The 22,561-nt window shown below is 61.2% G+C and carries 19 protein-coding genes; 5 read left to right on the top strand and 14 right to left on the bottom strand.

The genetic code is table 11. The features are described 5' to 3' along the window. Positions 1-103: 103 nt before the first annotated feature. The gene (locus tag QMK52_RS22205) at positions 104-724 is read right to left on the bottom strand and encodes a LysE family translocator (protein ID WP_320403422.1); all 621 of its coding nucleotides are present in this window, start codon (positions 722-724) and stop codon (positions 104-106) included. 191 nt (positions 725-915) lie between these two features. Here QMK52_RS22205 and QMK52_RS22200 point away from each other — a divergent pair, with 191 nt between their 5' ends. Further along, a complete protein-coding gene (locus QMK52_RS22200; protein WP_005787992.1) occupies positions 916-1,431 on the top strand; it encodes a GNAT family N-acetyltransferase in 516 nt (171 codons plus the stop codon). Here the strand turns inward: QMK52_RS22200 and QMK52_RS27450 are convergent. The 3 genes from QMK52_RS27450 to QMK52_RS22190 form a co-directional block, all read right to left on the bottom strand. Next, positions 1,410-1,529 carry a DUF6429 family protein gene (locus tag QMK52_RS27450; protein ID WP_413817851.1) on the bottom strand — a complete coding sequence of 40 codons (120 nt, stop codon included), beginning with the start codon at positions 1,527-1,529 and terminating at the stop codon, positions 1,410-1,412. The two genes, QMK52_RS22200 and QMK52_RS27450, sit on opposite strands and share 22 nt — an antisense overlap. Positions 1,530-1,684: 155 nt before the next feature. After that, positions 1,685-2,818, bottom strand: coding sequence for a sensor histidine kinase (locus tag QMK52_RS22195; RefSeq protein ID WP_005787994.1), 1,134 nt, complete (start codon positions 2,816-2,818; stop codon positions 1,685-1,687). Between the two features lie 156 nt (positions 2,819-2,974). Further along, a complete protein-coding gene (locus QMK52_RS22190; RefSeq protein WP_032803874.1) occupies positions 2,975-3,214 on the bottom strand; it encodes a hypothetical protein in 240 nt (79 codons plus the stop codon). A 235-nt stretch (positions 3,215-3,449) separates the two neighbouring features. On the opposite strand from QMK52_RS22190, the gene QMK52_RS22185 reads away from it, so the two are divergent. The 3 genes from QMK52_RS22185 (at position 3,450) to QMK52_RS22175 (ending at position 7,449) form a co-directional block, all read left to right on the top strand. Continuing rightward, entirely contained in the window at positions 3,450-3,977 is a 528-nt protein-coding gene (locus QMK52_RS22185) for a sigma-70 family RNA polymerase sigma factor (protein WP_194440613.1), read from the top strand. Further along, positions 3,974-4,939 carry a FecR domain-containing protein gene (locus QMK52_RS22180; protein WP_005788000.1) on the top strand — a complete coding sequence of 322 codons (966 nt, stop codon included), beginning with the start codon at positions 3,974-3,976 and terminating at the stop codon, positions 4,937-4,939. The genes QMK52_RS22185 and QMK52_RS22180 overlap by 4 nt, the downstream gene beginning before the upstream one ends. A gap of 77 nt (positions 4,940-5,016) precedes the next feature. Further along, positions 5,017-7,449, top strand: a complete 2,433-nt coding sequence (locus QMK52_RS22175) for a TonB-dependent siderophore receptor (protein ID WP_194440614.1) — start codon at positions 5,017-5,019, stop codon at positions 7,447-7,449. 12 nt (positions 7,450-7,461) lie between these two features. Here the strand turns inward: QMK52_RS22175 and QMK52_RS22170 are convergent, their stop codons facing one another. Continuing rightward, positions 7,462-8,376 carry a LysR family transcriptional regulator gene (locus QMK52_RS22170; protein WP_005788004.1) on the bottom strand — a complete coding sequence of 305 codons (915 nt, stop codon included), beginning with the start codon at positions 8,374-8,376 and terminating at the stop codon, positions 7,462-7,464. 144 nt (positions 8,377-8,520) lie between these two features. Between QMK52_RS22170 and QMK52_RS22165 the strand changes: the two genes are divergently transcribed. Continuing rightward, a complete protein-coding gene (locus QMK52_RS22165) occupies positions 8,521-9,531 on the top strand; it encodes a zinc-dependent alcohol dehydrogenase family protein (RefSeq protein WP_194440616.1) in 1,011 nt (336 codons plus the stop codon). 77 nt (positions 9,532-9,608) lie between these two features. Here QMK52_RS22165 and QMK52_RS22160 read toward each other — a convergent pair whose 3' ends face one another. The 9 genes from QMK52_RS22160 to glgX form a co-directional block, all read right to left on the bottom strand. Beyond that, positions 9,609-11,102: a methyl-accepting chemotaxis protein gene (locus QMK52_RS22160; RefSeq protein WP_194440617.1), complete on the bottom strand. Its 1,494-nt coding sequence runs from the start codon at positions 11,100-11,102 to the stop codon at positions 9,609-9,611. 179 nt (positions 11,103-11,281) lie between these two features. Then, a complete protein-coding gene (locus QMK52_RS22155; RefSeq protein ID WP_320403421.1) occupies positions 11,282-13,435 on the bottom strand; it encodes a TonB-dependent siderophore receptor in 2,154 nt (717 codons plus the stop codon). 203 nt (positions 13,436-13,638) lie between these two features. After that, entirely contained in the window at positions 13,639-16,191 is a 2,553-nt protein-coding gene (locus QMK52_RS22150) for an autotransporter outer membrane beta-barrel domain-containing protein (protein ID WP_194440619.1), read from the bottom strand. A gap of 250 nt (positions 16,192-16,441) precedes the next feature. Further along, complete coding sequence (locus QMK52_RS22145) at positions 16,442-17,203, bottom strand: PIG-L deacetylase family protein (protein ID WP_005788016.1); 762 nt, start codon at positions 17,201-17,203, stop codon at positions 16,442-16,444. 143 nt (positions 17,204-17,346) lie between these two features. Continuing rightward, positions 17,347-18,006 carry a glycosyltransferase gene (locus QMK52_RS22140; RefSeq protein WP_194440620.1) on the bottom strand — a complete coding sequence of 220 codons (660 nt, stop codon included), beginning with the start codon at positions 18,004-18,006 and terminating at the stop codon, positions 17,347-17,349. Next, the gene (locus QMK52_RS22135) at positions 18,003-18,602 is read right to left on the bottom strand and encodes an SAM-dependent methyltransferase (protein WP_005788020.1); all 600 of its coding nucleotides are present in this window, start codon (positions 18,600-18,602) and stop codon (positions 18,003-18,005) included. The genes QMK52_RS22140 and QMK52_RS22135 overlap by 4 nt, the downstream gene beginning before the upstream one ends. Beyond that, a complete protein-coding gene (locus QMK52_RS22130) occupies positions 18,599-19,357 on the bottom strand; it encodes a PIG-L deacetylase family protein (protein WP_005788022.1) in 759 nt (252 codons plus the stop codon). The genes QMK52_RS22135 and QMK52_RS22130 overlap by 4 nt, the downstream gene beginning before the upstream one ends. Further along, positions 19,354-20,352, bottom strand: a complete 999-nt coding sequence (locus tag QMK52_RS22125) for an acyl-CoA dehydrogenase family protein (protein ID WP_320403420.1) — start codon at positions 20,350-20,352, stop codon at positions 19,354-19,356. The genes QMK52_RS22130 and QMK52_RS22125 overlap by 4 nt, the downstream gene beginning before the upstream one ends. 1 nt (position 20,353) lies before the next feature. Then, positions 20,354-22,513: a glycogen debranching protein GlgX gene (gene glgX / locus QMK52_RS22120; protein WP_005788025.1), complete on the bottom strand. Its 2,160-nt coding sequence runs from the start codon at positions 22,511-22,513 to the stop codon at positions 20,354-20,356. Positions 22,514-22,561: the final 48 nt, after the last annotated feature.

The raw sequence follows: 22,561 nt of genomic DNA, 5'->3' as shown, positions 1-22,561 counted from the left end.
CGTCAACGTGCTCACGCAAGCCCAAGAGCGCCACCTTTTATCCAGGCACCCCGTGCCAACGTTGGCGGTCTTCGCGAGCAAGCTCGCTTCTACAGTGGTTGGGTTACGCCCTGCGCGCCGTTAACAACACTGTCGCCGCCGCTGACAACAGCCCCGCGCAGCAACGATTGAAGATGCGCTTGCCCCTTGGTTCGGCAAACCAGCGGCGCATGTGCAGGCCCATGTAGGCGTAGGCGCTGATGGCGATCCATTCCAGAACCAGGAACATCGCGCCCAGCAGGGCGAACTGTGCGGTGATGGGTTGGCCAGGTACCACGAAGTGCGGCAGGAAAGCGGTGAAGATCAGGATGGCTTTCGGGTTGCCCGCCGCCACCAGAAACTCCTGCCGTGCCAGGGCCCATAAGCCGACCTGGTGAGCGGCTGTTGGTGACTCGGCCTGTGGTTGCGCACGCCATAGCTGATACGCCAGATAAAACAGATACGCCGCGCCCAGTATCTTGATCCCGTAAAACAACAACTCCGACGTTTGCAGCACCGCCGCCAACCCGGCGGAGGCGAGGGCGATCATGCCGGCAAAGGCCAGCAAGCGGCCGAGACCTGCGAGGCAGGAGGTGCGGAAGCCGTAGCGAGTGGCGTTGCTTACCGACAGCAGGTTGTTGGGGCCAGGCGCCATGTTCAGGGCGAAGCAGGCAGGCAAGAAGAGGGCGAGGGTGGCGAGGTCCATGGCGGCTCCGGGTTTGGTCGGATGAGAGCGTTGAGGATAGGGGCAGTCGGCAGGGTCGGCAATGAGGCTGGCAGTGCATCTGCGTGCCGCAGCGCAAGATCTTTATTTAGTCCCCGGCGAAACTGATTTCGTCATAAGCCCGCAGTCATACTGCGAAGACAGGATTCAGTGCACGAGGGAAGGAGCACGCGATGATTCGCAGAGCATTACCCACCGACGCAAACGCCATTGCCCAAGTGCATATCAGCAGCTGGCAAGAGGCGTATCGCGACCTGGTGCCCACCGACTATTTGAACGGGTTGCAAGCCACCCTGGCTCAGCGCGAAGCCTATTGGCGTCGCTCGATAGCCGCGGGCGAACCTGGTGTATGGGTCGCAGAGGTGGACCAGCAGATTGTCGGGTGGATAGCCGTTGGCGCCAGCCGTGACGAAGAGGCCGCCGGGGCAAATGCAGGGGAGGTTATGGCCATCTATGTTCTGGCCAGGTATTGGCAAACGGGTGTCGGGCTGGCCCTGTGGAACGCGGGTTTGCAGGCGTTGGTTCAGCAGGGGTATGACTGCCTGACGCTTTGGGTCCTGGCCCGCAATGAACGGGCCATGCGCTTTTATCGCAGGGTCGGTTGTGTCGAGGACGCAGGCAGCGAACTCAACATTGAGAGGGGCGGCGTCACACTGGTGGAGGTGCGCTACAGGTTGTCCTTTACCTGAGCCTTTGCTCCAAACAATTGATCCGCCAGTTGCCTGCCTCGCTCCTGCCCTTGCGTCGTCAACCAAACCGATTTGTTCTTGTTGACCGGGTTCAGAATATAACCATGCCGGTCAGTTAAACGTAGATTTCCTGTGGGGGCGGGCTTGCTCGCGAAAGCGGTGGGTCAGTCAACACCAATGTTTGCTGCGCCGACGTCTTCGCGGGCAAGCCCCCTCCCATCGGTTCAGGGTCGCGCCGAAGCTGTGTTGATACCTAGGCTATCGAAGTGAGGGGAAGCCGCACATGAAACACCGTGCCGTGTTCGGTATCAGAGCTGACCTCAATCGATCCGCCATGGGAAGCGACGATTTCCGAGGCGATGAACAGGCCCAGGCCCAAGCCTTCTGTGGGGCCGTGATTGACGGCAGTACGCTGAGAGAAGCGGCCCATCGGGTTGAAGATGAACGGCAGCACATCCTCAGGTATCGCCTCTCCACTGTTGTGCACGGAAAATACCGCGAAATCTTCCTGTAATCCCAACTCGACCTGGATAGGCCGCGTGGTGTCGCCGTGTTGCACGGCGTTACTGACGATGTTCGAGAACACCTGCTCCATTCGGGCGCCGTCGAACTGGCCCGACGCCTGGGTCTTCGAATCGAACAGGATGATCGCTTCAGGATGAAACGTGCGGATTTCTTCTACGACACGCTGGCAAAGCGGTGAGAGATCTATATCGGCCGTTCTGACCGGAATGCCCGGCCCCATCTGGCAGCGGGTCAGGTCGAGCAAGTCGCCGACGATCTGGCTCGCTCGACGCACACTGGTGTAGATCTGGTTGGCCACTTTGTTCGCCTTGGGGCCTGCATCCTGGGAGCGCCGCAGCACGTCGGCACCCAGCAGGATCGCGCCGAGCGGCGTGCGCAGGTCGTGACCGAGGATGCCCAGAAACACGTTGCGCGACGCCTCGACCGCGCGCGAATAGCTGGCGATGGACTCGGCGAGGGCCTGGTCAATGGCCTCGTGGAAACGGGTCATGTCGTCAACGTTGATCGGCGTGCCGTCCTTGATCTGGCGCATCCACTGGCTGACCACACTGGTGCGCAGGGCGCGGTATTCCGACACCATCTGATCGATAGTGAAGCCTGCCATCAACCGCGTGATGGCGTGGATTTCTGCCGCGGTCTCCTGCTCCTCCGCGGGGGCCAGGCCCTGGGCCTTGGCGATTTGCTCTTGGCGGGTCTGTTTGGTTCGCAGGTCGCTGACGATGGCTCGCAACATCTGCTCGGCATGGTCGCGCAGCGCCACGCTGTCGAGGTCCTCGCCCGGGGTGTCGAGGGTTCTGGCGAAATCTTCCCAGGCTTGCAGAATAGGTTCGAGGTGCTCAAGGATGAAATCGGCCAGGCGCATGTCTGTAATCCTGAAGGGTAGGGCACAAGAGCGATGCTGCGCAGACGCAGGGAAATTCCCGGCAGTGTAGGAGGTTGTTCGCAGCTTTAAAAGCGCGGCCGGGGGGGCGATAGCATTGATCCCATCTGCATGCCGGCGGAATTCATCCCGCTGACACTAAAGCCCGAGTGTCAGCGACCTCAGCTTGCGCTCTACAACGCTGTCAAAATGGCTTGCCAGCTGCTCACAGCGCTCGGATGTCAGCCCCTTGCAGCAGGTTATTCCCAGAACAAACCCCTGGGCTTTGGCCCCCCCTTTGACTGCAAGAATCATCGACCCCGCGAGTTCGATCTCGCGAAGGAGTCTGTCAGCCTGTCGCTTTATGGGGCCGGGCAAATCGTTGAAGGCTTCTTTCATGGCTGTCTCCGCAGCATTCATTACACACAAGACATCTGAGGCGCTAACGGCCCCTTCAAAGCATCGACCAAAGGAAGGTTAAGGAGTTTCGCAGCGCTCAAGCCAAAGGCGATGAGGTGAAGCGAACAGGAACAGGGCAAGGAAGGCTTGGTTGTCTGCACAACGTTTTAGTTGCACGAGGCAGAGCCTGGGCTGATAGAATGCGACAAATTCTCATTAGCATCCATTTCATACCGTGCAGTCTACTTCGTCGGCAAGTCGCCACCAGTCCATCGATCAGCTCTACAGCCACCACCACGGTTGGTTGCGCGGCTGGCTGCGCAGGCGCCTGGGCAATGCCGCCGATGCAGCTGATCTGGCCCAGGATACGTTCGTGCGGTTGCTCAGCAGTGGGCCTGGCGAACCGTTGAACTTCACGACGCCGCGCGCCTACCTGGCCACTGTCGCCAATCGGTTGAGCATCAATCTCTATCGACGCCGATCACTGGAGCAGGCCTACCTGGACGCGCTGGCGCAAGCCCCGCAGGATCTGGCTCCATCGCTGGAGCATCAGGCGCTGGTGCTTGAGGCGCTCGACGAGATCGATCAGGTACTGGCGCTGTTGTCAGCCAAAACCCGGCAGGCCTTCCTGATGGCGCAACTGGAGGGGTATACGCAGGAAGAAATCGCCAGCCGGCTTGGGCTCAGCGTGCGTTCGGTACAACGCCACCTGGCGAGGGCGTTCGAGGAGTGTATTGTGCTCGCCAGCCAGAGCGCAGCATGAATACCAAACCCATTGACCGGCGTATTGCTCGCCAAGCGGCCAGCTGGTTCGTGCGCTTGCAGAGCAGCGGCGCGTGCGCTGCCGAGCATGTCGCTGGTGCCGAGTGGCGGGCGCAGCATCCAGACCACGAACGGGCCTGGCAACTGGCCGAGCGTTTCAGTGCTCGTACCCAGCAGCTTGGCGAGGGGGCCGCGCGCGCAGCGTTGGAACGCCCGTGCAACCTGGGGCGTCGACAAACGCTCAAGACCCTTGCATTGTTGATCGCTGCCGCGCCGGTAGGCCTCGCGGCATACCGGGGCTTGCCATGGCGCGAATGGCAGGCGGACGAGCGCACGGCTACGGGGGAACAGCGCACGCTGAATCTGCCGGACGGCGCGCAGATTCGCTTGAACACCGGTAGCGCTATCGACATCGCCTACGACGACAGTGTTCGTCATGTGCGCCTTATCGCCGGCGAAATGCTCGTTGAGGTATCCGATGTGCATGTCACGCGGCCATTTATCGTCAGCACCGCCCAGGCGCAAATTGCGCTGTTCGGTAGCCGCTTTTTGGTGCGCCAATATCCGCAAGGCACTTTCCTCGCCGCGCTGGAGGGGGCCGCAGAGGTGAGCCCGCGGCTGTCACGAGACGGCCGCATGATGCGTTTGGCGGCGGGCCGGCAGACCTATATCAACAGCCAGGCGATGGAGCCGTCCCTGCCATTGGCGCAGCATCGTCTGGACTGGCTGAGCGGTGTGCTGCGCGCAGAAAAGATGCGCCTCGATGACTTCGTCAATGAGTTGGACCGTTATCGACGTGGCCTGCTGCGTTGCGATCCGGCAGTCGCCGGGTTGCTGATTTCCGGTGCCTTCCAGTTGCGCGATACCGACCAGGTTCTCCACGCCCTCAGCCAGACTCTGCCGGTGAGCGTCCACTACCGCACGCCCTATTGGGTGACTGTAACGGCGCGTACGAGCACGTAAAAAATAGTTGTCGTGTTTTTGCCGGGCTGCGTGTCCCCCTCATAACAACACTACTTTTATCGGGCGGGGACGAACACATGGCGACGAAACAGGGCATGCAACCACTGGCGCGCGCAGTACACGCTGCCGCATTGGGTTTGATCATCACAGGTGGTGACGCCCTGACTGCGGCGTCGCTGCACGCCGCCGAGCAAGGTGCGCAGCAGAGCCGCGGCTATCATGTGCCGGCCGGTAACCTGAGTAGTGCGCTCTCGGCCTTCGCCAGCCAGGCGGGTATCACCTTACCGATCGAACCGGGCCTGGTGGAAGGTCTGCGCAGCCCTGGCCTGAATGCCGCCACCAGTGTGGAAGGCGGCTTGCAGCAACTGCTGCAGGGTACCGGCCTGCAAGCCTCGGCACAGGGTAATGGGCTTTACCTGTTGGTACCGCAGGTGGCCGGAACCACGCTGGAACTGGGCGCGACCAGCATTACCGGTCAGGGCCTGACGTCGACGACCGAGAACAGCGGTTCCTACACCACCGGGCCTATGCAAACGGCCACCAAGCTGCCCTTGAGCCTGCGCGAAACGCCACAGTCGGTCAGCGTGGTGACGCGCAAGCGCATGGACGACAAGGTCATGACCACCATCAGCGATGTGGTCAAAAGTACGCCGGGGCTGTTTCTGAATAACGCGGGCGGCGCGGGGCGGCCTACGTTTAGTTCACGGGGCTTCGACGTTGACAACATCATGTACGACGGTTTTCCCACCAGCTTCCAGACCTACCTGCCCAGCGCAGAGGCCAACCTGGCCATGTATGATCGGGTAGAGATCGTGCGCGGCCCCAACGGGCTGGCCCAGGGCGCCGGCAGCCCTGCGGGCGCCATCAACCTGGTTCGCAAGCGCCCGACCCACCAATTCCAGGGCACGTTCACCGGCAGCGCCGGCAGCTGGGATGACTACACGGGCACGCTGGATGTGGGTGGCCCGCTCAACGACAGCGGCACCCTGCGCGCCCGTACTGTGGTCTCGCGGCAAGACGCCAAGAGTTTCCGGGACTCGGTGGAAAGTGATAACGATCTGTTCTACGGCGTGGTCGACGCTGACCTGAGCGAGAGCACCACTCTGACACTGGGCGGCTACCGACAGAAGACCCACACCAACTACATCTGGGGTGGATTGCCCATGGCCCGTGGTGGTGGTCATCTGGGGCTGCCCCGTGACACTTTCCTGGGGCATGACTGGGAATACTCGGACAATCGCACCACCGGCTATTTCGCTACGTTGGAACAAGGCCTGCCCAACGACTGGACACTGCGCGCAGCGGCGATGCAGTCGAAAACCGACGGTGACGTGCTGGCTTCTTCGATCTGGGAATACAATCGCCAGTATCTATGGACCGAAGCCATGGAGCAGAAAGAAACCGGCTACGACCTTGCGCTCAGTGGCCCCTTCCAATTGCTCGGCCAACAGCATGACCTGACCTTCGGTGTCAGCAAGCGCAAGCTGGATTACCGGTCCGGCAAGGATTGGAGCGATTACATCGACACGGGCATCAATCCCTTCACGTGGAACCCGCGTGGTCATGCCAAGCCCAATTATGTCAGGGCAGACAACGGTCTTCCCCAGACCACCACTCAGGACAGCTTCTATGCCAGCACCCGGCTGCGACTGACTGAACCGCTGTCGCTGATCCTCGGTGGGCGTGTCGACTGGTACGAATTCCAAGACCGCGCAAACAGTGAAAGCAACTACAAGGTTACCCGTAATCTGACGCGCTATGCCGGCCTGGTCTACGACCTGGACATCCATCATTCGGTCTATGTCAGCTATACCGATATCTTCAAGCCGCAGAGCGAAAAAGGCGTCGATAGGAGCGTAATCGTGCCTATCGTCGGCGAGAACTACGAAGTGGGCATCAAGGGCGAATACTTCGACGGCGCATTGAACGCCAGCATGGCGGTGTTCCAGCTGGACCAGAAGAATCGCGCCCAGGAGCTGCCTGATGTCAAAGGCTGCGGCTCAGGCCCGGCCAGTGCCTGCTATGAAGCTGCCGGGCTGGTACGCAGCCGTGGTATCGATATGGAAATCCAGGGCGCCCTGACTGATAACTGGCAATTGGCTGCCGGTTATACCTACACCCAGACCCAGTATGTCAGCGATGCCAATGCCGCCCGCGAAGGCGAAGACTTCGACCGCAAGAAGCCGCGGCAACTGTTCAAACTCTCGACCATTTACACCTTGCCAGGTGAACTGCAACGCTGGCGCGTGGGGGGTGATGTCTATCAACAAAGCCGCATCCGCACCTCGGGAGGGGCCGGCGCTACGGCCTGGAAAAACGAGCAGGGTTCGTACACCGTGGTTGGTTTGGTAGCAGGCTACAAGGCCAGCGAGCAACTGGACTTGCAGGTCAACGTCAACAACCTGTTCGATCGTGTGTACTACAGCAGCGTGGCCAATGGGGGCTATAGCCCGTACGACATCTACGGCGATCCACGCAATATGAAACTGACTGCGCGTTACAGTTTTTAGTGGCGCTACGGCCTACTTGCTCAGCCACTCGGCCTGTAGCTGCACGAAGTTCTCCTGCAACCATTCAATGAATACCTGCACCTGCGGCGCCAAGTGAGTACGGCTCGGGTACAGCAGCGACACCGGGCGTGGGGCAGGCCGATAGGCGTGCAGGATTTCCACCAGCGCGCCGCTGTGCAGATGTTCTGCCACGGTGATGCCGGGCGCCTGGATAATGCCGAAGCCCGACACGCCGCACTGCACATAGGCGTTTGACTCGGTGACGGTAATGCCCGCTTGACTGACCAGGGTTCGATTATGACCCTTGACCGAGAAATGCCACGGCAATATACGGTTGCTTTGGCCGGACAGGAAGTTGACGCCTCGATGGCCGGCCAGCGCTTCAAGGGTGTCTGGGTGGCCATGGGTACTCAGGTAGTCGGGGGCCGCGCAGGTCACCATGGTTGCCCGGGCGATGGGACGAGCGATGAGGCTGGAGTCAGGCAAGTTACCTATGCGCAATGCACAATCGATGCCTTCGCCAACCAAATCCACGGCCCGATCGGTCACGCCCAGCACCAGGTTGATGCCGGGGAAACGGTCGGTGAAGCCCTTGAGGCTATCAATGAATTTCATTTGTGCGAAGGCGGTCGGGATATCGATCCGCAGACGGCCCGCGAGCGTCGCCCCGGTGCGGTCGAACATGCTGGTGGCGGCGCTGATATCCGCGAGAATGTCCTGCACGCGTGCGTAAAAGCGTTCGCCCTCGGCAGTGAGGGCGACTTTGCGGGTGGTGCGCTGGAACAGGCGTACGCCCAATGATGCCTCCAGTTCCTGGATATACCGGGTGACTTGGGGGCGACCGATGTTCAGTGATTGCGCGGCCTTGGTAAAGCTGCCGAGCTCCGCCAGCCTGGCGAATAGGCGCATTGATTCGAGTAACTGCATGACGGTCCTGAATATGATTGTTGTCTCAGGATAGAACAAAGCTGTCTTTTTCTGCGTATTTATTGCGCGCCGCCACTGGCCAATGATGAGCCCCAGGCAAACCGATTGCGGTTTGCGGGTATTACCTGCATTTGGAGACTCATCATGAAAGCGTGGTTATTGAAAGACTTCGGCCTCGACAATCTGCAACTGGGCGAAGTAGCCACCCCACAACCGCGGGCTGGCGAGTTGTTGGTCAAGGTCGGCGCCGTCTCGCTGAACTATCGTGACAAGGCCATCGTCGACGGCATCTATGAGCCGCATAAAGTCCCCAAACCATTGATTCCAGTGAGTGATGCTGCTGGCACCGTGGTAGCGCTGGGGGATGGGGTGACTCGCTTCAAAGTCGGCGACCGGGTCAACTCCCATCTTTATTCACGCTGGCTGGATGGCGCGCCTGGGCCGCACGAACCGGATTACTGCTTTGGCTCGCCGCTACCGGGCGGATTGGCTGAGTACATGATCATCCACCAGGACAGCGCTGTGGCTGCACCTGCCAACATGAGCGATGAAGAGGCCGCGACATTGCCTATTGCGGCGCTCACTGCCTGGTATTCGCTGGTCGACTTCGGCCAGATCCAACCGGGGCAAACCGTGCTGGTGCAAGGTACGGGCGGGGTGTCGATATTCGCCGTGCAAATCGCCACCGCGTTGGGTGCGAAAGTGATTGCAACCTCAAGCCGCGATGACAATCTACAGGCCGTGAAACGCCGGGGCGCGGTGGCTGGCATCAACTATCGAACCACTCCGGACTGGGCTGGCGAAGTGCTGAAACTCACCAACGGCAAGGGTGTCGATCTGTTGCTCGACGTGGCCGGCGGCAGCGGTATCAATCAGTCAGTGGCAGCCACCAAGGCATCCGGGCGGATTGCGCAGATCGGCTTTTTGACCGGTCAGACGGCGGCGCTTGATTTGATGCCGCTGATCTTTCGGCAGACAACCCTTCGCGGTATTGCTGTAGCACCTCGGTCATCGTTCGACCGGATGAATGAATTCCTCAACCAACACGATATTCGTCCTGTTATCGACCAGGTGTATCCGTTTGAGCAGGCACGTGAGGCTTACGCGCATTTGGCGAAGGGTGCGTTTGGGAAGGTAGTGATCAAGGTGGGTTAACCGACCTTGATCACTGCAATGAGCACGTCTGTCGCCAATGCGTGAGCGGAATTTACGCCGATGTTCGGGTTGACGGGTCAAGGATGAAACCTTCGCCCCAACGCATCCAGGCGCACTGCAATCGGCGGCAGGCGTTCGCTGCTGCGGGCCAGGGTTTCCACATCGTCGGCGGTGCTTTGGGCGATGCTCTGCACCGACTGCAAGCGCTCGACGATCTCCAGGTTCGCCGAGGTCTGCTCGCGGGTGGTCGCGACGATGCGGCCGTTAAGTTGATCGATATGCGCAATGTCCTCGCCGACCGCCCGGAGCATCTGCACCGCCAATTGGCTGTCTTGCACGCAACGCTCCACGCCTTCGCGGCTGGCGTGCATGGCTTCGACGGCATCGCGGCTGCCATGTTGCAGGCCCTCGATGATGGTTTTGATTTCCTGGGTGGAGAGGGCGGTGCGCTGCGCCAGGCTGCGCACTTCGTCGGCGACCACGGCAAACCCGCGGCCTTGCTCGCCGGCGCGAGCGGCTTCGATGGCGGCGTTGAGGGCCAGCAGGTTGGTCTGGTTGGCGATGCTGCTGATCACTTCCAGCACCGAGCCGATCTGCTCGGCCTGCACGGCCAACGATTGCACGGTGGATTCAGTGCCGTTGATGCGTGAGGCCAGTTCGCTGATTTCATGTTGGGCGCGGCCGACGCTCTCCTGGCCGCGAACAATTTGCTGACTGGCTTGGCCGGCGTGTTCCACGGCTTGTTCGACTTGCACCGTAATGTGGCCCATGGCGTCTTCCATGCGCTGCATCGAACCGTTCATTTCGCCGATCTGCACCAATTGATGCCGCGCACCTTTTTCCAGGGTGCCACTGGCGCAGGCCAGTTCCTGGCCGAGTTGCCCCAGGCCGTGGGAGTCGCGGGCGACACCGTCGATCAGGTGGGTCAGTTGTTGCAGGAAGTGGTCGAAGCGCTTGGCCAGGGACACGCGTACCTTGTCTTCATCGTGCGCGCCTTGCTCGGTGAACTGTGAGGTTACAGCGAGCATCTTCTCGAGCATTTCCTGGCTTTCGACAGCTTCCGCCTGGCTGTGGACCGCCAGGTACAACAGGGCCACGGTTTCCATCACCACATAGAAGGCGTGGACGAAGATCATCGTCCAGCCGCCGTGATGCTCCATCACAAACACCGGCAAACCCTGGTGCTGCAGCGCATGGAACACCAGGTGGTGCACGGCGATGGTCAACGCCGCCACCAGGATCGGCAGCCAGTCACGGTAGAAGGTCAACACCGCCAACAGCGCGAAAATGCCGAAGTGAGATTCGATCACCCCGTGCGCCTGATTGATGTGCAACGCCGCCATCACCATCAACCCGGCGCCCAGTGCGCAACGCATCAAGCGGGTGCTGCCAATGACACGGTAGAGCGCCGTCAGCACCACGCCGGTGCCGCCACCGACGATCAGCGCCTGGAGCAAGGTTTCATGCCAGAACGCCAACCCCAGGGAGAACAGGAACATCAGCCAGATCAATGCCAGCATGATGCGGTCGGCTTTGCGATAGTGCTCCTGAAAGCGTGTGCGAAGGGGCATTCACGGTTACTCCATATAGTTATGCCAGCATCCAAGCAGGTGGCGTGCCACGATGGCCGCTGGTGAGAGCAAAGCAGGTACAGCGATTTTTACCGGATCAGATCCGGCAATCGGTTATCGGCAGGAGGGAAGGGGACTTGAGTGGGAGGGCGCAGGCCCTCCCACGGTACAGGCTGGAATCAGAAGCTGTATTTGGCGGTCAGCATCATGTTGCGCGGGCTGCCATAGGAGTCGCCGCCATATTCGACATCGTCGGCGATGGACTGGTAGTAGTGACGATCGAAGATGTTGTTGGCGTTGAGTTGCAGGTCCAGGTGCTGGTTGACCCGGTAGCCGGCCATCAGGTCGGTGACTGCGTAACCGCCTTGCTTGAGCCGGTAGGTGCTGCCATCGGCCAGCTTGATGTCGTTGTACATGCGGCTCTGCCAGGAGATGTTGCCGCCGACCCGGAGTTTTTCCAGCGGGCCCTGGAAGTTATAGCGAGTGGTCAGTTTGAACAGGTGTTCCGGGGTGTCGGTGTCGAACTGCTTGTTGACCTTCTGCGGGTTGGCGTCGTCCTTGATCGTGTGGGTTCGTGCGTAGGTGTAGCCACCGCCGACTTGCCAGTTCTCGGTCAAGGCACCTTGCAGTTCGAAGTCGATGCCCTGGCTGCGGATTTCCCCCGAGGCCTGGTTGCAAGAGGCCTGTGGGCAGTTCGGTACAACGATCTTCACGGCGCGGTTTTCCTGGTCGACGCGGAACAGCGCCACGCTCGCATTCAACGCGCCCCCCAGGTATTCGCCCTTGAGGCCGATTTCATAGTTCTTGCCGACGATGGGCTTGAGCGGGGTGCCGGCAGTGCTCTTCTCTTTCTGTGGCGTGAAAATGTCGCTGTAGCTTACATACACCGAGTGCTGGTCGTTCAGTTCGTAGATCAAGCCGGCGTAGCGGGTGAGGTTGCGGGTAACCTTGTAGTCGCCGTCGCCATCACGGTTGTCATAGTCATACCAATCCAGGCGCCCGCCAAGGATCAGCTTCAACGGGTCGGCCAGGCTCAGGCGCGAGGTCAGGTAGAAACCGTCCTGGGTGGTGACTTCGCGGGCGTTGTTGGTACGGGTGAAGTTCGGTTTGCCGGCGTTGATCGGCCAGTTCATCTCATACGGGCTGTAGTTATGAGTGGTCATGTCGTAGATGCGCTTGCTGGCGCCCACCACCAGTTCATGAGTGCGCCCGAACGCCTCGAACGGGCCGCTGGCAAAGGCGTCGACGCCGGCCTGGTTTTCATCATAGCTGGCCTGATACACCGTGCGGGCGAGGGTCTTGTTGGTCCAGCGCGATTGATAGGAGCCGGAGAACAATGCGTCCTGTTCGGAATAATTGGCGTTGACCTGCAGGCTCCAGTCATTGGCCAGGCGCTGGCGCAGCTCGGCGAACACGGTATTGATTTCCTGGTCTTTGTTTTCCCAGTCGGTACCGGGGTTGTAAGAGCGCGACAGGTCCAGGTGACGGCCATCCAGGCCGACCATCGAGGCCCCCCAGAAGTAGTTGGTCTTGTCCTTCTGGTTCGAGTAGCCGAGGGTGAGAGTGGTGTCTTCGCTCAGATCGGCTTCGGTGACGGCGTAGAACAGGCCGTGATCCTGCTCGGCCTTGTCGATAAAGCTGTTGGCGTCGCGGTAGGATGTGACGACGCGACCGCGCCAGGTGCCACTGGGGTTGAGCGGGCTGGAGGCGTCAAACTCGCCACGGTAGTCATCCCAGCTGCCGGCGGCGCCGGTGAGGGTGACTTTCTGTTCGTCCAGGGGCCGCTTGCGGATCAGGTTGATGGCCGCCGAGGGGTTGCCCGCGCCGGTCACCAGGCCGGTAGCGCCGCGCACCACCTCGACGCGGTCGAACATCGCCAGGTTCGGCTGGGCGCCCACCGACGCGCCGTTGTAACCGCTGGGGATGCCGTCATACATGAGGTTGTCGACATTGAAGCCGCGTGCGGTGTAAGACTGCCGGCCGGGGCCGTTGGAGTAGTTCAGGAACAACCCGGGCGTGGCGTTGACCACGTCGTTGATGCTGGTCATGGCCTGGTCATCCATGCGCTGGCGTGTAATCACGGTGACAGCTTGTGGGGTTTCACGCAGGGTCAGCGGCAGTTTGGTCGCGGTTTTCATCGAGCCGGTGGTGTACGACTCGCTGCCTTCGGTGGTTGCGCCAAGCTGCTGGCCCGAGACCTGGGTGGCGCCCAGCTCAATGGTGGCCGGGGCTTCGGCGTCGGCGGCCAGTGCCGCGTGGGAGGTTGTCAGGCAGATAGCAATTGCAATCGAGCCAGGTGAAAAAACGTTGCTGCCGCGTTGTTGCACGAACATGGATAGAGAGCTCCCAAAGGCCATCCGTGGCGAATAAAAAATCTGTTGATAATTATTCGCATCAGTGTGTCAGATTGAGCCCATGGGAAAAAGCCTTGCGTGGTCCTGCAGGAGCGAGTTTGCTCGCGAAAAACGTCAACGATTACGCGTGTTTGCTGAATGAACGCTGCGTCTGTGAGTTCTTCGCGAGCAAGGTTTTCAGATCAGAACTTCATACTTACGCCAATCGTCCCTCGGTGGCCGTTCAAGTTATTGCTGTCCAGGTTGCGGTCATAGCCGATCTCGCCGTACAGGTTAATATCTTTGGCCACCTGAAGGATGGCGCCAAGCCGGGCGTCCATCGTGGTGGATTTCTGTTCGGTGTCTATACGCGTCACATCGTTGAATATCACACTGTTGTCCCCGGCGCTGGAATGCCAGACATTCGCACGCACATAAGGCTGCAGCGGCAGGCCATTGACGGTGTAATCGCCGCGCAAGCGCACACCCAGGCGCGTAGTGACGTTGGTATCGGCGTCATAGGAAACCTCGGAAATACCGTCGTTCTGGCTATCGAGCTTGGTTTTGCCGACGATCAACTGCGCCTGCGGCTCCAGAATCCAGCGAGCACTCAGCGCGAACGGCCAGCCCACTTCGGCGGAGGCGGTAACGTTATGCCCGCGGGTTTTCATCTTGACGCCACGCGCTGACTCGTTGTTGCCATCAAAGCGGGTGCCCATCAACACCAGGTCAAGATAAGCCTGGTTGGCGCCGATCAGTGTCCAGTAGACCCCCAGGCTATCGCCGCGCAAGGTGGTTTTGCCGGCGTCCTTGTCCTCCCAGCCGCCGTTGAAGCCTTTTACATTGCCTCTGAGGCGACTGTGACCGACGAAGAACCCAAGGCGCTGCAACAGGCCGTTTTCCAGCAGGCTGGCGAACACATCTGTGCCGACCTGGAACCCTGTCAGCGAACCGTCCAACGTAGGGTTGACCGCACCGGCAAAACTCTGGCGGCTGCTGCTGCCGTAGACCCGGCCCCAACCTGCCGGCATGACGCCGGTTTGCTGTTGCCGGCTCTGATCGCCCATGCGCTCGTGATAGGTGCCGAGCATGCCCTGCACGATTTGCTGCGCGGCAGGAAACAACACAGAGTACAGCGGTACTTCGGGGCGATAGATCGGGACCTCTTTGTCAGTGGGGTTAGACGGCAGGGGCGGGGTTCCAACCACCGGCTCAGGCACTGGCGTAACCGGCCCTTCAGGTTCGGGCAGCGGTGTGACCGGAATCGTGGAGCGCAGGTAATAACTCTGCTCTGTTCCAGCCGTGCCCGCGCCTTTGAACAGGTAGTAGTCAAACGCCCCGGCCGTTACCGTATTGCCCAAGGTAAAGGCAGTGCCAGGCCCGCTGGCGTCATTGAGCGCCTGCACTACCTGGATGCCGTCTTGTAACGTCGCTGCGCCGGCGCCCCCAAGGTTGGTGATCAACAGAGTGGTGTTGCCCAGCAGTGTGCCGCTGCTGACCACCAGTTTGTCGCTGGCCGAGTCGTCTGCTCCCAACACGGTTTGCAGCGCCAGACGCCCGCCGTTGCCGGTGTAATTGCCGTTGATGGTCAAGGTGTCATGGGCGGTGGTGCTGCCAGTGACCATGTCGAGGGTGCCACTGTTGGTCACGTTGACCAACTGGCCGGCGGTAAACGGATTGATCCCGCCTGTGTTGACCAGCAGCGCACTGGTGCTGTCAATGAGCAGGGCGCCGGTGCCAGTCTCGCTGTCCCCCAGGGTCAACGTCCCGCCCAGGTTCATTTGTGAGCCGTTGTCCAGGCGAATGCTTTCCCAGTTGGCAAACAGGCCGGGATCAGCGGTTTTGGTGTTGTTCAGGGTCAGGGCGTCAATCCCCACGCCACCATCTATCAGTTGCGCCGCCGCCACTTGCTCAGCCACTAGCCCCTGAAGCAACGCCGTATCGTCGCCGGCCCCCATTGACACGGAGGAATGCAGGTTGCCGCCGGACCAGATAAATTCATCGTTACCGAAGCTGAGCAACACTTGCCCGTTAACCTCACCACCGGAAATGATCACCTGATCGTCACCGCCGCTGACGCTGATATTGCCGCCCACGAACGCGTTGTTCGAGATCAGGATGGTGTCTTTACCGAAGCCGGTCACCAGGTTGCCGATGATCCTGCCACCAGACATATCGAACCGGTTGTCATCGAGTTTCATGTTGACCCGGCCGATGGTGCCGCCGGTCATCGTCGCATTGTCGCCGTCGTCGAAACCGCCGGTGATGGTGCCGTCGCTCATGTTGAAGACGTCCAGGCCGTCGCCCTGTTCCAGCGAGGCAATGGTGCCGCCGCGCATGTCAAAACGGTCGATCCCCGAGCCCTGGTTGACAGCGCCTGCCTGGCCCCCGGAAATCTCCACCACATCAGCGCCCGCGCCTTGGCTGATGGATCCGGTGATACTGCCCTGGTTGAGCTGGAAAATGTTATTGCCATCACCCTGGTTGAGGTTGCCATCGATGCCCGCGCTCGGGCCGTTGACAACCACGTGATCCTTGCCGCTTCCAAAGATCACATTCCCGCTCACTCGCCCCGTGGCGGTGAGTTCGAGGGTGTTGTCGCCGCCGGTATCGGTAAAGCCCGGCGCGGTGGCGCTGTCACAACGGGAGGTGTCGTTGCCTGGCGTGTTGTTGACCGTGCACGCCGCATACGAGGCAAACGGCCATGCCGTCACAATAATCGCTGAGTACAACAAAGAAGTTATCCGTGTGCGCATGATCCGTCCTCGCTTGAGCACAATGATGTCCCGTCGCCCGGAACAGCGGGCGCGGTTCAAAACCATGGCAACAACGAACGCGATACGGATCAGGGACTACGAGTTACCTGCATCTGAAAACACCGGGCAATGCAATGGGTTGGCATGGCTTTCTCGACTGCACCTCAACTGGCGCAGCACTTGTCGCACCTTAGTTGCAGATCGAAAAGGCCGCCACTGTAAAACCTGACAGGTATAGACGAGCCAATGCCTAGGTGAACACGATCTCGTAGGGTTCGCGCATACGCTCAAGCAACACCTGGGCGAGCATGGGCGGCAAGCCGATCTGCGGGTCGCCGACCAATTGGCTGGCGTAGGCATGGGCAGCGTGCAGTTTGCGCGCCACGCTCCAGGTATCCAGGCGCACCTTGCGTGCACGTTGCCAGGGAATCACCGCACCTTCGCGTGCCGGCCAATGCCAGGCCCAGATCGCCAGTTCATACAGGCGAGCGCCCACCAGGCTACAGGCTTTTGCACTCGCCCGACCGACTGCATCGTGGTCGTCATTGCCGTCATTGCGCCAGGTGGTAAACACCACGTCTCCAGGTTGCAAGTAGCGCGCAATGAACTGGCTCATCGGTTGCTCGTGGGCAGCTAGCGCGTCGTCGCAAAACCCACCGCGAATCCATTTGAGGCTGTGCAACGGCATACCGAGGCGGCGCAATGCCTCGGCGCTTTCCTGGGGGCGCACCACGCTCAAGCGCCTGGCCGGCCACACCTGTGAGCCTGGATGGCTGGCGCTGCCATCGGTGATGGAGATCAATTTCAGCGGATGCTCGCGGGTGCTGAGCAGTTGCAGCAAACCGCCGCACGCCAGGACTTCATCGCCAGGGTGGGGCGCTATCACCACAACCCGGGCACCGGGCGGCACCAGGGTAGCCAGTGCGAGGCAGGGGATTTGCGCCAACTGCGGCGCGCTGTTCCAGATTTGCGCGGGGCCGCGACGGCCTTCGCTTGAGGAGGCAGGCTTCATGGGGTGTCACGTCCTTGTCGGTGGGTAATGCTCTTGACTTCAGCGCAGGCTCCGCTGCGGTGAGTGCACGGCATTCCAATCCTGGGATGCTATGCAAGGCACTCTCAGCATAGACAAGGATGTGTCACAGGTTTGTCGTTTTTTTACGAAACCAGCATCAGGCTTTTCAGGTAATCGCCGAAACCGCCCTGGGCGCGGCAATCCAGGCGTGCGCTGGTGACCACTTGCGGCGCATGGCTCCAGGCAATGGAAGCACCGCAACGTTCCAGTTCACGCACTAATTGCACATCCTCGTGGCACGCCAGCGGTTCAAAGCCGCCGGCCTGCACATAGGCACTGGCACTCACGCCCAAGTTAGCGCCATGGATGTGCCGGTGGCCATCACGCGCGTGGTAAGCCTGGTGATAACGAATCTGCGCCGCGGGGTCGAACCCCTCACTCCAGGCGTCCACGGTCACGGTGCCACACACCGCGTCACAGCCCAGGGCCAGTTGAGCCACCAGCCAGTCGGGGGCCACGCGGCTGTCGGCGTCGGTACAGGAAATCCAGCGCGCCCCCTGGTTCAACAAGTGCCGTGCGCCGACGCCTCGTGCTCGCCCTACGTTGCGTGCCTGTACCTGCACGCTTTGCACATCATGCGCCTGGGCGATCGCTGCGCTGGCATCGCTGCAACTGTCGAGCACTACCAGGATCTGCACCGTTTCCCCGTGCAACCCCGGATGGTTGGCGGCGATCTGCGCAGCCCTCAGGCAGTCATCCAGCAGCGCTTCTTCGTTGTGCACCGGAATCAAGATGCCGATCATCGCAACCCCTCATGGCGCGCGACCGAGGTGCCATCGCGGCTCCACAAATCGAGCAGAAAATCCTTGTCATGATGCTGTACCAGCGGTGGCATACCCAGTCGGTGCTGGAGCAGGGCGTGCACCTGTTCGGCGGTTTGCGGGCAACCGTCAATGGGCGGGCGCCAGTGGCAGGCCAGGAGTTGGCCGTTATCGGTCAAGGCCGCCAGCGCGTGATCGATCAGACGATTCAGATCATTCGCATCCAGGTAGTAACAAAGCTCGCTCAACACGATCAGTTCGAACTGACCTGCAGGCCATTCCTGGGGCAGCCGGCGCTGTTCTACATGAGCATGAGCAAACGCGGTCAGGCGCGTCTGTGCCAGTTGCACGGCGGTGCTAGCGGTGTCGCAGCACAGCAGGCGCTCACAACGGGTCGCCAGTTCGGCGCTCAGCTCGCCGTTGGCACAACCAGGCTCGAAGATCGAGGCATAGCGAGGTCGGGTCAGCACGGCCAGGGTCAGTGCGCGCTTGCGTTGTTCGTACCAGCGCTGACGAAACGCCCAGGGGTCGTCGTTGCCGGCAAACAGTTGATCAAAGTACGGGGTGGCCACACTCATACAAACACCACTTCAAAAGGTTGCAGCAAGCGTTCCACTACGTAGGGTGCCAGCACCGGCGGCAGGCCGACCTGCGGGTCGCCCTCCAACTGGCTGGCGAACGCGTGGATCGCGTGGCGTTTGCGTGCCACTTGCTCGGGCGTCAATGCAATCTTGCGCGCCCGATGCCAGGGCACCCGGTGATCTTCGGCAGTTGCCCAGTGCCAGGTCCACACCGGCAGTTCGCACAGGGTGGCGCCGACAGCCTGGACCGCTTTAGCGCTGGCACGGCCCACCGCTTCGTGGTCGCAATGGCCATCCTCGCGCCAGGTGGCGAACACGATGTCGGTGGGTTTGAGGTGGCGCTGGATGAACTCGCACAGTTGGGCTTCGCGCTCGGCCACCTTGCTGTCGGTAAAACCGCCGCGCAGCCACTTCAAGCTGTGCAACGGCAGGCCCAGGCGGTGCAGAGCCTGGGCCGACTCCTGCGGCCGCACCACGCCCAGGCGTGCCACCGGCCAGCGTTTGGAACCGGGATGGCTGGCGCTGCCGTCGGTGACGGAGATCAACAGGATTGGGCGCTCCAATACGGCCAGACCTTGCAGCAGGCCACCGCTGCCGAGCACTTCATCGTCCGGGTGCGGTGCGATGATCACCGCGCGGTGCCCCTGCGGTACCAACTGCGCGGCGCTGATGTGCGGCAACTCGGCCAGCCGTGCCGAGGTTTGCCAATGATTGAGTGGGGTGCCCTGGCCGACAATCGGATTGGGTTTCATAACTGCCACCGTCCCGAGTCGTCGCCGGCGACCAGTTCGCCGAGGGCAGCCAGGTCGCGTTCGGCATGGCTTTGCCGCACATACACCGGCAAATCTGCCATCAACCGGGCAAAGTGCGGGTCTTTGCAGTAGGGGCCGGCGCCTACTGCATGGCCGACATGACGCATGACCTGCTCGACAGTGTCTTCAATACATGCGCGTGCCTGTTGGGCCAGTTGCCTGGCATTGGCGCGAGGCTCGCGGTCTATCTGCTCGGCGCTGGCGCGTAGTACGCAAGCGGCGCTGTTCAGTGCGCTGTCAACTCCCCCTAAATGGGCCAGCGCATGAGGCTCCGAGCGCTGCGCACAGTGCGCGCGCAGCACTTCGCCCAGGCGTTGCGCGCCGCCGTACCAGCACGCGGCGATACCGACTCCGCCTTGCCAGAAGCCGGGGCGCGACAGGTAATCACCCGGCCCACCCACCGCGATACCCTTGGCCGCGTCGAACAGAACGTCAACGCTGCCGGTGGCAGCCATGCCCACCGCATTCCAACCCTCGTCCGACACCGTGACGCCGGGTTGATCCATCGCCACGGCCACCAGTTGCTGACGATCATCCTCGTCCCAGGCAGTCAGCAAGCCATGGCTGACCACCGCCGCGCCGGAACACCAGGCTTTGCGTCCATCGACGATCAGCCACTGACCGTCGCGCCGTACACGCACCTTGGCTGCGGGTGGTTCGGCCGCCCACATGCCCCACGTACTGGCAAGCGGCGGCAGCGGGCTGTCGAGTTCGGCAATGATCGCCAGCGCGTCGGTATGACCTTCGAACAACTTGCACAGGCGCAAGTCATGGCCGGCCACCTGGGCCAGCCGACTGAAGCGGGCCAGGGTTTCGCCGCTGCCCGGCAGCGGCAGTTGATCGAGGCCTTCTTCCTGAAGTGCCTTCAGTGCCGTACCCAGGGCGTACGTATCCGCGTAGCCCCGGTAGCCCTGAAGGAAACTGTGCAACGCCATCTCACACCTCGTCTTCACGCTGCAGTTCAAACAACAGCAATGAGCGGCCGGTCACGGCGTACTCATGCTCAAAGTCAAAACGCTCCTGGCCGCGTATCGCCGGCTCATTGGTATCGAGCATGCACGTCCAGAATTCACCCTCTGGCACCGGCGGCAGGCGGAAATTGACCATGTCATGGTGGGCATTGACCACCAGCAACAGCGTAGCATCGGCACCCGCGCGGCGGATCCCGGTTTCCTGGGCGCGGCCATCCATCAACATGCCCAGGCAGCGACCCTGGCTGTCTTCCCATTGCTCGGTGTTCATTTCGTTGCCATCGGGCGCCAGCCAGGTGACGTCTTTTACGCCGATGTCTTCGTTGTAGTCGCCGACCAGGAAGCGTCCACGCCGCAGAATCGGGTAGGCCAGGCGCAGCTTGATCAAGCGCTTGACGAACTTGAGCAGGGCCTTGCCGTCATCGTCCAGGTCCCAGTTGACCCAACCGATTTCGCTGTCCTGGCAGTAGGCATTGTTGTTGCCATGCTGGGTGCGGGCGAACTCGTCACCGGCGACGATCATCGGAGTACCCTGGGCCAGCAGCAGGGTGGCGAAGAAGTTGCGCATCTGGCGCAGGCGCAGTGCGTTGATCTCAGGGTCGTCGGTCGGGCCTTCGACACCGTGGTTCCACGACAGGTTGTTATTGCTGCCGTCCTGGTTGTTTTCGTCGTTGGCCTCGTTGTGCTTGTCGTTGTACGAGACCAGGTCGTGCAAGGTAAAACCGTCGTGGGCGGTGATGAAGTTCACCGAGCTGTAAGGCCGGCGCCCACGATGGTTGAACATCTCGCCCGAGGCGGTCATGCGCCCGGCAAAATCCGCCAGTTGGCCGTCGTCGCCTTTCCAGAACGCACGCACGGTGTCGCGGAAGCGGTCGTTCCATTCCACCCAGCCTGGCGGGAAGTTGCCCACCTGATAGCCGCCGGGGCCGCAGTCCCAGGGTTCGGCAATCATTTTCAACTGGCGCAGCACTGGGTCCTGGCGGCAGGCGACCAGGAAGCTGTGGCGTTCGTCGAACCCGTCACGGTAGCGGCCCAGAATGGTTGCCAGGTCGAAGCGGAAACCGTCCACATGCATCTCGGTGGCCCAGTAACGCAGGGAGTCGGTGACCATTTGCAGCACGCAAGGGTGGCTCAGGTCGAGGGTGTTGCCGGTGCCGGAATCGTTGATGTAGAAGCGCTTGTCGTCGGGCATCAGGCGGTAGTAAGAGGCGTTGTCGATGCCGCGCATGGACAGGGTCGGGCCGCGCTCGTTGCCTTCGGCGGTGTGGTTGTAGACCACGTCCAGAATCACTTCCAGCTTCTGCTCATGCAGGTGCGCGACCATCTCCTTGAACTCGGCGATCTTGCCGCTGGCCAGGTAGCGCGGGTCGGGGGCGAAGAAGGCAATGCTGTTGTAGCCCCAGTAGTTGGTCATGCCTTTTTCCAGCAAGTGCTGGTCGTTGACGAAGGCGTGCACCGGTAGCAGCTCGACCGAAGAGACGCCCAACTGGCGGATATGTTTGAGCACGTCGTCTTCCATCAAGCCGGCGCAGGTGCCGCGCACGGACTCGCCCACCGAAGGGTGGCGCATGCTGATGCCGCGCAGATGGGTTTCATAGATGATCGTGCGGTCCCAGGGCACCCGTACGGGTTGATCGTTGCCCCAGGTGTGTGCCGGGTCGATAACCTTGCACTTGGGCACGAAGGGCGCGCTGTCGCGCTCATCGAAGCTGAGGTCGTCATCCGGGTGGCCGATGGTGTAGCCGAACAGCGCCTCCGACCATTTGAGTTCGCCCACCAGTTGCTTGGCGTAGGGGTCGATCAGCAGCTTGTTGTGGTTGAAGCGATGACCATTGGCCGGGTCGTACGCGCCGTACACGCGGTAGCCGTAGATCAGCCCGGGGTGGGCGTCGGGCAGGTAACCGTGGAAGATCTCGTCGGTGTATTCGGGCAGTTCGATGCGTTCCAGCTCGACTTCGCCGGTGTCATCGAACAGGCACAACTCCACTTTGGTGGCGTTGGCCGAAAACAGTGCAAAGTTGACGCCCAGGCCATCCCAGGTGGCGCCGAGCGGGAAGGGCAAACCTTCACGAATCCGCGACGGTTCATGATCCGGCGTCGCTGTGGTGTTCTCGGGTTTGCTCATGGTGTTGCTCCTGCAAGGGGTCTTTTCTCGGGCCGAACGCGGCCGTGC

The sequence above is a fragment of the Pseudomonas sp. P9_2 genome, assembly GCF_034008255.1.
In the GTDB taxonomy this organism is placed as follows: Bacteria; Pseudomonadota; Gammaproteobacteria; order Pseudomonadales; family Pseudomonadaceae; genus Aquipseudomonas; species Aquipseudomonas synxantha_A.
This window is presented reverse-complemented; position numbering and strand designations above follow the sequence as displayed.